The sequence below is a fragment of the Legionella santicrucis genome (assembly GCF_001468135.1).
GTDB lineage: Bacteria > Pseudomonadota > Gammaproteobacteria > Legionellales > Legionellaceae > Legionella > Legionella santicrucis.
The window spans coordinates 1-7802 of sequence record NZ_LNYU01000039.1; the positions used below are offsets into that span (position 1 = coordinate 1).

Sequence of the window (7802 nt, forward strand, 5' to 3'; positions counted from 1 at the left end):
CCTTATCATTTTTCTAAAACTAATCTATAAAAATTGCAGAATACACTAACTTCTTTGTTTTTTATAGATATTTAATGAGGTCTGCTTAGGTTCTGCAATTCTGCTGATGAATAGTGCGTTGTGATCCGTCCGGAGCGATGCCCTAACAAATCTTGCCGATTTTCGAAGCTCACTCCTACAGAACGCAATCGCCTTCCAAAAGTGTGTTTTAGATCATGAACACGTACATATTCTAATCCAGCTCTCCCCCTTCCATAAAGTATTATGTATCCGAGTCATTGGCTCGCCGTTATAAGTAAACACAAAGTGTTTATGTTTACCCCTCTGGCTTTCAACAGCTTCTTTTGCTGATTCAAGATCATTGTAATTAGCAATTTTGATATAACATCCTTCTTGTCTTTTCTCGCCCTAATTTTGTTTTGGATAGTTATCAAAATGCGTTGGACTTTCTGTTTCATTTTTAAATACATAAATCATATATTGCATAGAATGGAAAATTATGTCGCATAAAAAGTGCTGAAAGATAATTATCAAGCTTTCACCCTACTGCACTAAATTTGAGTCTCCAAAAATCACTTCGATACTATTAGCTTATTGAAATTAAAGACATACCAATAATTTTTATATCATACATAAGAAAAACCAATTGGATATATATTGATCATATAGATGATAATAAGAACATCAATATTTACTAATTTAATAGGAACAAATTATGAAAATTGCTCTTGTCGATATCGATGGCTGTTTGGTTCAAAAAGGTCAATTAAATTCTAACATTGTGAAACGAATAAAAGAAGAAAACTACGATCAAGTAATTTTATTTACTCAAAGATCTAAATATATACAATCACTTCAATTACCATCTAAATTTTTGCTGAACGATGAAGGTGGAATAATTACCACTGAAGAAGCTGTGAAAAAACTAGAAGAACAGCTAAACGGAAAAAAAGTTAAAGTATCTACATCTGTTGATGAGTTTTTTGGTGAGCCATGTAATTATTATGAGGCTGAACTAAAAAAGTTCGAGCAAGACTTTAGAAAAGAATATAAAGAGAATGGTGATAACGCGAATAAAGCTCCATTTGTTTGCGATGCGAATGAAGAGTTAACTCAAATAAGGACAAAGAAAGGCATTTCTGAAGTAAATCAAGACCCATATTCATATTTTCCGCAAGGAAAAGTAGAACAATACCAATTTTTAATTAATCGTCTGCACCAAACTAATTCATCAGAAAACCTAGCTGTAGATTTTTTTGATGATCATATAGACAATCTAAAAGAAGTAGATCAGTCAAAAAATATTAATATAAAACCCAATTGCTTCCATGTTACGGAGAAACAAATTAAATCCCTTCATATAGTTAACCAATATGAGCATTTCACTGATCAGCAAAGTAAAGGAAGATTTCATTTATTTGAAGCTACAGCTGATATAATTAAGTCGTATAAAAATAACTATCAAAATTTAAAAGGAGATTACTTAAAAAGCCAAATTCTTGTGGATTTCAAAAAGCAATTAGAAGAAGCGAATAATCTGGAGGATGTGAATAAAATTACTGATGATTTTAAAAAGAGTAACGAATATAAAATTTTAACTACAGGACAGGGATTATTTACTAAAATTACAGGAATACAAACTTCATCGGAAAAAGCTGTTGATCAAATGGTAAAAGATAGGATTGGGGAACTTAATATACCAAGCCCCGCCCTATCGTAATTTATATAATTGTCCCATCATAGATGCCATTTGAAAATATTTACACCTAAAAGCTGAAGGCAATCCAGATTTAGAATTTAATGAAGCTGTGGATACGAGTATAATGGACACTAAAGAATCGATTGAAATATTACCCAATATTTATTTGTGTTTATCTTATCGATTTAGGGCTTTCAAGACAGAAGCAGTTTCAACAGCTAGCCTACTTGAGGATTTATCGAAGAAATGTGATCGCCCAATAACTCTTGTAAGTCAATACTCAGGAGATCTCAAAAAAGGAGAACAATTGGGTTTAGATAACTTTTTGAATGCTGAAGATTTTTATAATCCTATAATGAATGATCGATTACAGAAAAAATGCCAATAACAGTTTGTACAGAGTTATTTTGATGAAGGTCTCAGCACCTCAGAACTTAACTTATATAAATGGGGTCAATCCCTTGACCCCATTTATATAACTTTATAATGATTGCAACCATTTGAGTAATGACTTATTTTCCGCGCGGTATAATACCCTGTCTCTTGATCACATCTTCTCCATTAACCCCCTGAATACCAACAAATAACTCCTCATGAAAAGGAAAACTCACCTTTTATCAAAGCAATAAAAGAAAAACCTTATGCAATTATTGGTATCATAGGAATTGCCTGGCTAGTCGGAATTATGACATTTGGGACTTACATTTTTACCGCTACTTATCTGCATCATTATTTTAATTTTTCATTAAGTCTAGCAACACTTATCATCACTGTATCTTTGATGGTAGATGCATCGCTTGAACCATTTATAGCAATTTTGGCAGACAGGATAGGATATCTAAGAATTATTAAATTTGGTATATTATCCCTGTTGCTTTTTAGTATTCCAATATTCTTTTTACTATCAGCAAGCGATTGGGTATTAGTTACATTCGGTATGGTATTAATGTCCATATTGATTGCGATTACATATGCCCCATTAAATGGTTTCTTTGTTCCCTCATCAATATAGAGACAGCGCTTTTGGTATTGCTTTTAATATAGGTATTTCATTGTTTGGTGGTACCACTCCTCTAATCATGATGTGGCTAGTAAACAAAACAGGAAATTTTATCGCGCCTGCTTGGTACTACATATTGGGGGCCATAATTGGCCTAGTCTCGTTGGCTATATGTGAATACAGCCAACGGCAAATAAATGACTCACAACCCTCTTTAGTTTACTAATTATTGGAGATGTTCCATGTTGCTTTTCAGTTCAACCTTAATAAAACACAAACTTAGTTTTACAAAACTAAGTGATTGCATGCAACACCTGTCTACCGCTGCAAAATGGGCTGAAGATGAATGGGGTTATATTCGTAATAAGGGGGTTGAATTCCGGATGGATGTGTTGCGCTCACTTAGCAATAATACTTATATAGGTACTTTTGCTGGTGTTCCTGTCGCGATGTTTGCATTGTTAGACCATTTGTATCATGAGGATTTGTATCAGGCTACAGACAAATTACCCAATTCACGTGAGTTAATGTATGTCTATGTAAAAAAAGATTATCGTGGTCTTGGTTTTGGAAAACAAATTATAGAAGAAGCTAAAAAAATAGCTGCGAACTCTGAAGTGGATTTGATTTTATTGGATACGTTAAAGCCTAATTTAAATCGATTATATGAGAAATATGGTGCAGAAGTAATTTGTGAGGGAAGATTGTTCTCCCATCCTACAGAGGTTTTAAGTATAAAAATGTAAAATATTGTATCTATTTATATTAAGGGAAGTGATTTAATTTTTACCTAGATTAAATACTTCCATTTTTTCTAATTATTTTAGATAGATTATTTTACAAGGGTTTCAATGAAAATAAGTAGGTTAATATTGACCATTGTTTTTTCACAAAGAAAAATAAGTCCTATTAGGACTAGCACAATTTAAGAACAGCACTATTTTTTATTATTAAATAATATCGTTTCTCTAAGGTTATCCTTTAGATAGGTCATTTGATTTAAAGGTTATCCTTTAGATAGGTCATTTGATTTATCAGTTTTATTCTATAATAGTTTCCAGAGAAATTTAAAACGCGAAGGGAGAAACATCATGGGCTACATTATTGCATGGTTATTAGGCGTTCCAGTGAGTTTATTAATATTAATCTGGTTAATTTCTCACCTTTAATAAGGAGATTTTATTATGGATAATTTAATATGCTATAAAACCACTCCCACTAAACTACATTGGTCAGCAATTTTTGCTGGCGCATTAGTAGGCGTAGGACTTAGCTTTTTATTGAATATATTTAGTATGGCTATTGGATTGAGTGCCTACTCGTCCACATCTAGCGGCGCCACTGTTATCGCTATAGGAGGCGTGTTAGGTTTATTAATTGGTGTCATTGTGTCGCTGGGTGTTGCGGGGTTTGTTGCTGGTTATTTAGCGCGTTTTTATCACTGCTATTGCCATGGTGGGGTGATTTATGGATTTATTACTTGGAGTCTGGCATTAACGTTAAGTGCCTTATTAACCTTACCAATGATGCATTATGTTTCTTTTCATCAAGAAAATTTAGACCCAGCCTTAGTCCCCATTCAAACTTCAACTCTTACGGATACTGGTACAATTGCTTCTCAGTCTAATGCTCCAAAAATAATGAAAAATAATCCTGAACATTTAGCCTGGAGCGGGTGGATTTTATTTATTTTATTTTTCTTAAGTGCCATCTCAAGTTGTATTAGCGCCTGTTATGGAATGAAATGCAACAGAGAGGAACAAAGTGCACTTAAAGATAAAAATTAAACAGCGTTTAAAATGATATTTAATTACAAATGCTTACTAACTCAAGGAGGACAAAAAATGAACAAAGATATTTTTGAAGGCAAATGGGAAGAACTTAAAGGAAAAATGAAACAGGCTTGGGGTAAATTAACAGATGATGATTGGACTGTCATTGAAGGTAATCATCAAGAGTTATTTGGGAGGCTTCAAAAACATTATGGTTATACGAAAGATGAAGCAGAAAAAGCCATCAAAGACTTTCAAGATAAAACAAGACATTAACAAAGATTAACAACAAGCGTGTCGCCAGTTTTTGAGAAACCTTCCGGGACTTCCGAGTCCCCGAAAGGGACAAAAACCGGCGACAAGTATGCCTGCGGCAAAACATTCGGCTCTAAGCCTACCAGAGACTATCGGCCTCGCTCGTCCCTCGCTTCCTTGGCCGGCAGCGATTGTTTTAAAAACATCTCCTGTTTAGGATAGCATGCGATATCTGATTTTTACACTTTCAGAATATTATTTGATCATTTATGCACTGCCTAGACCTCTGAAGATACAGAGCATTTGGGATAGATAGACTTACTGAGCGCTGCCTTTTACGGAGCCAAGGGGACATAACAATGTGGCCCTATGAGCTTATAGGGTAAGAACATAATCTTTAATTTTATGATGAATAAAATTAAAGAAAGTAAAAAAATAATACTAAGAACGATGATTGCAAATTTATAAGGTTTAGTGTAATTATAGTATCGAAAGTAGAGAAATTGAATAGTAGAATAAAAAGATATCAATAAAAATATACTGTAAAAAGGAATGATTAAAAATAGATAGATTAGTATAAATCCAACAGGATCTTTTTTGGTGCAAATAATAAGTAATTTTCCTAGTGCGATTATAAGGGGAAACAAAGCAAGAATTAACAATTGTTTTTTAAAAGATGGCTTCATTTACCCGCCCCTATGTAAAATCTTCCGAGCCCTAGTTTGAAAATTGACACAAGTATTGTGTATATTTTTTTGACATAAAGAGGCTTCTCTTTTAAAATCTTAGCATTCTCATTTTAGTTTGTAAAAATGCCTAAACTGTCAATAACAGAGATTCAAGAACAACTTGCTATAGCAAGATTAAAAAAGTTTAACCATGACAACCTTCAAGAATTATTTCAAAAATTCTACCAGAAGTGTGTACGTTACTTTGAAAATTGCGATAAATTAAACCGTTTCGAAAGCAAGCGTATATTTCTTTTTTTAAAAGAAATGAATGCCTTGGCTGATCGATTGGATAATCCTCAAGACCTACCTTTCTATGAATTTTACCAGCATCAGTGCACAATAAACGCATTAAAACCCGGTATACCAGAACATATTTGTAATTATGGAATTAAATTTACAATAATAGCTTTTTTTACTCTTTGCACTTCTTTATTGGTTGGTGCCTTAGCTGTAGCTTTTCTTCCTGTCAGTTTACCCTTGATTATTAGTGCTCTTGTAGTAGGAGCAGCAATAGGTGCCCTTATGGGTATTCTTGAGGCAAATGACAAGGTTGATCGCTGGTGTCATCGCTTTTTTAGGCCTAGAGATTCTGAGCCTATTCCATCGGCAGATGCTTTTCTTAAAGAAGTCGATGACATCCTGAATCCAAAAATGAAGTTAGAGCATATTCACAATCCCAATGGGGTAGATTTAGAGGATAATTGTTTTGCTAATTGTCTACCTTTTTAAGTCTACTTAGGCCAGGTCAATAACATAATTCCAAATAAGATAAATAAGGAGTTAATGATTTGATCATCCATATAATCTTTGTTGAGGGAACAAGCTTTTGTCAGGCAAGGTAAAAAAATGGCCATGCTTGCCATTCCGGCCTAGGAAACTCTTTGTCTAATAATTCAGCCAGTTGAAGCTTCTTCATCTGGGCTAAAAGTAAAGGAATATCGTCGATTCGTTCAATTGCTGCTACAAGTGGTGCTATCATACATCCCTATCTCTATTATCTATGTGTTAAAAGAGCATAAGCATAAGATGAAACGTTGGTATTTCAAAGACATGATGGAAATAGGGAAAAAATTGTTTCGGAAAATTCACCGACAGAAACACCATGCCAACCCCAATCATGATGTGCATTTTATGGCGCGAGAAATAGATGACTGGCTGGGAAAGGGCGTTGAGTCTATAGTAGATGGAAGCTATTCGCCGCGCCATCTTAAGCGTCATTATTTCCCCGACGAAGTGGTCGAACAATTACATTTATCCGACCGAATTTTCCAACATATTTTGCTGTACGAATTAAAGCCCACTTTCCCGCATGTCATGAACCCTAATTGTTATCATCTAAACGGCCCACGCGGCGTACGGCTGGCAACTGCGCGAGTAAGGAAAGCGCTTGCTGAAGAAAATCCAAAGTACATCATTCGTGCGGATATCAAATCAATTTATAAATCAATCCCACACTGGCGGTTAGTTGAAGACATCAAAACGCTTTATGATGACAAAAAAGTACAAGATATGCTTGAAGAAATCATCACCAATCCTATTGAAACACCCCGCGGCTGCCAAAACCCAGACCATGGCATAGCCCTTTCGTGGGCCCCTTTCACAATTTTTTAGTGGCATCTATTTGAAGCCTTTAGATGACGCGTATTCTGCAATGAATGTAACCTATTTGCGCTATCAGGACGATATTTTGATTCTGTGCCATCGCCTTCGTCAGCTTAAGCCGTTGCAAACAGGTCATGATGTCGGTACTAAAAGAGCGCCGTCTTTATTTATCGCCCTAAAAAACGCACATAGGTCGCATAGAAAAAGGGTTTCATTTTTTAGGAATTTCCTATCCTGGGACGAAAACTCAGGATAACAACACCAGGGCACAGGCGATGGATAGAGCGGCTATCCCCCTTGATAATGCGCATTATTCAACCTCATTGCGTGGGGGGCTGCAAATGATGCAACAATTAATCAAACGCCTGAGCTTCAGCGCATTGTTCCTCATCCGAGAACTCTGCGAAAAGCACGTGAGCAGGTCAAGCAGATGGTTACCGATGAGGTGTCTCCTCTAAAAATCAGAAATTACTTGCGAAGGTGGGTCCAATGGTGGGTGAGTGCGTCACAATGTTGGCAGTACCAGGAGATCCTTGAGTGGTTTTTGTTAGTGTGCTGGGATTTTGACCCAGCCGCCTATGGCGCTGGGTTGTTATAGCACGCCATTAACAAGACATGCCAAGATTCTGTCCGGGTTCAACAACATTCAGATCGTTACGCAGCTGTTTAAGATCGGCGCTTCTCACTTCATCCAGGTGGCTCACGGCTACCAAATCGATCCGGGTCGGCCGCCGCCAGCGCAC

Annotated in this window: 10 protein-coding genes and 1 pseudogene; 9 read left to right on the forward strand and 2 right to left on the reverse strand. The window is 35.7% G+C overall.

Annotated elements, in window-relative coordinates:
• Positions 1 to 86 precede the first annotated feature (86 nt).
• Positions 87 to 354 (reverse strand): annotated as a pseudogene (locus Lsan_RS21525) (tyrosine-type recombinase/integrase); the annotation flags it as partial.
• Positions 355 to 715: 361 nt separating this feature from the next.
• Between Lsan_RS21525 and Lsan_RS09170 the strand changes: the two are divergent.
• From Lsan_RS09170 to Lsan_RS09205, 8 genes are all read left to right on the forward strand, one after another.
• Positions 716 to 1720, forward strand: a complete 1005-nt coding sequence (locus tag Lsan_RS09170) for a hypothetical protein (RefSeq protein ID WP_058514106.1) — start codon at positions 716 to 718, stop codon at positions 1718 to 1720.
• Between the two features lie 103 nt (positions 1721 to 1823).
• Positions 1824 to 2087: a hypothetical protein gene (locus tag Lsan_RS09175; protein WP_058514107.1), complete on the forward strand. Its 264-nt coding sequence runs from the start codon at positions 1824 to 1826 to the stop codon at positions 2085 to 2087.
• A 237-nt stretch (positions 2088 to 2324) separates the two neighbouring features.
• Positions 2325 to 2711, forward strand: a complete 387-nt coding sequence (locus Lsan_RS22950) for an MFS transporter (protein ID WP_337589274.1) — start codon at positions 2325 to 2327, stop codon at positions 2709 to 2711.
• On the forward strand, positions 2683 to 2925 hold the full coding sequence (locus Lsan_RS22955; protein WP_237762083.1) for a hypothetical protein: 243 nt from the start codon (positions 2683 to 2685) through the stop codon (positions 2923 to 2925). Before Lsan_RS22950 ends, Lsan_RS22955 begins: the two co-directional genes overlap by 29 nt.
• Before the next feature lie 16 nt (positions 2926 to 2941).
• Entirely contained in the window at positions 2942 to 3445 is a 504-nt protein-coding gene (locus Lsan_RS09185) for a GNAT family N-acetyltransferase (protein WP_058514109.1), read from the forward strand.
• Between the two features lie 438 nt (positions 3446 to 3883).
• Positions 3884 to 4486: a hypothetical protein gene (locus Lsan_RS09190; RefSeq protein WP_058514110.1), complete on the forward strand. Its 603-nt coding sequence runs from the start codon at positions 3884 to 3886 to the stop codon at positions 4484 to 4486.
• A 57-nt stretch (positions 4487 to 4543) separates the two neighbouring features.
• Positions 4544 to 4747: a CsbD family protein gene (locus Lsan_RS09195; RefSeq protein WP_058514111.1), complete on the forward strand. Its 204-nt coding sequence runs from the start codon at positions 4544 to 4546 to the stop codon at positions 4745 to 4747.
• 791 nt (positions 4748 to 5538) lie between these two features.
• On the forward strand, positions 5539 to 6186 hold the full coding sequence (locus Lsan_RS09205; RefSeq protein ID WP_058514113.1) for a hypothetical protein: 648 nt from the start codon (positions 5539 to 5541) through the stop codon (positions 6184 to 6186).
• A gap of 100 nt (positions 6187 to 6286) precedes the next feature.
• Here the strand turns inward: Lsan_RS09205 and Lsan_RS22030 are convergent, their stop codons facing one another.
• A complete protein-coding gene (locus Lsan_RS22030; protein WP_157068292.1) occupies positions 6287 to 6436 on the reverse strand; it encodes a hypothetical protein in 150 nt (49 codons plus the stop codon).
• Positions 6437 to 6483: 47 nt separating this feature from the next.
• On the opposite strand from Lsan_RS22030, the gene Lsan_RS22035 reads away from it, so the two are divergent.
• Positions 6484 to 7068: a hypothetical protein gene (locus Lsan_RS22035; protein WP_065236293.1), complete on the forward strand. Its 585-nt coding sequence runs from the start codon at positions 6484 to 6486 to the stop codon at positions 7066 to 7068.
• Positions 7069 to 7802: the final 734 nt, after the last annotated feature.

Bases quoted from the DNA above. Each gene is read 5' to 3' on its own strand.
- Lsan_RS09170 (WP_058514106.1), top strand. From the start codon at position 716: ATGAAAATTGCTCTTGTCGATATCGATGGCTGTTTGGTTCAAAAAGGT.
- Lsan_RS09175 (WP_058514107.1), top strand. From the start codon at position 1,824: ATGGACACTAAAGAATCGATTGAAATATTACCCAATATTTATTTGTGT.
- Lsan_RS22955 (WP_237762083.1), top strand. From the start codon at position 2,683: ATGGTTTCTTTGTTCCCTCATCAATATAGAGACAGCGCTTTTGGTATT.
- Lsan_RS09185 (WP_058514109.1), top strand. From the start codon at position 2,942: ATGTTGCTTTTCAGTTCAACCTTAATAAAACACAAACTTAGTTTTACA.
- Lsan_RS09190 (WP_058514110.1), top strand. From the start codon at position 3,884: ATGGATAATTTAATATGCTATAAAACCACTCCCACTAAACTACATTGG.
- Lsan_RS09195 (WP_058514111.1), top strand. From the start codon at position 4,544: ATGAACAAAGATATTTTTGAAGGCAAATGGGAAGAACTTAAAGGAAAA.
- Lsan_RS09205 (WP_058514113.1), top strand. From the start codon at position 5,539: ATGCCTAAACTGTCAATAACAGAGATTCAAGAACAACTTGCTATAGCA.
- Lsan_RS22030 (WP_157068292.1), bottom strand. From the start codon at position 6,436: ATGATAGCACCACTTGTAGCAGCAATTGAACGAATCGACGATATTCCT.
- Lsan_RS22035 (WP_065236293.1), top strand. From the start codon at position 6,484: ATGAAACGTTGGTATTTCAAAGACATGATGGAAATAGGGAAAAAATTG.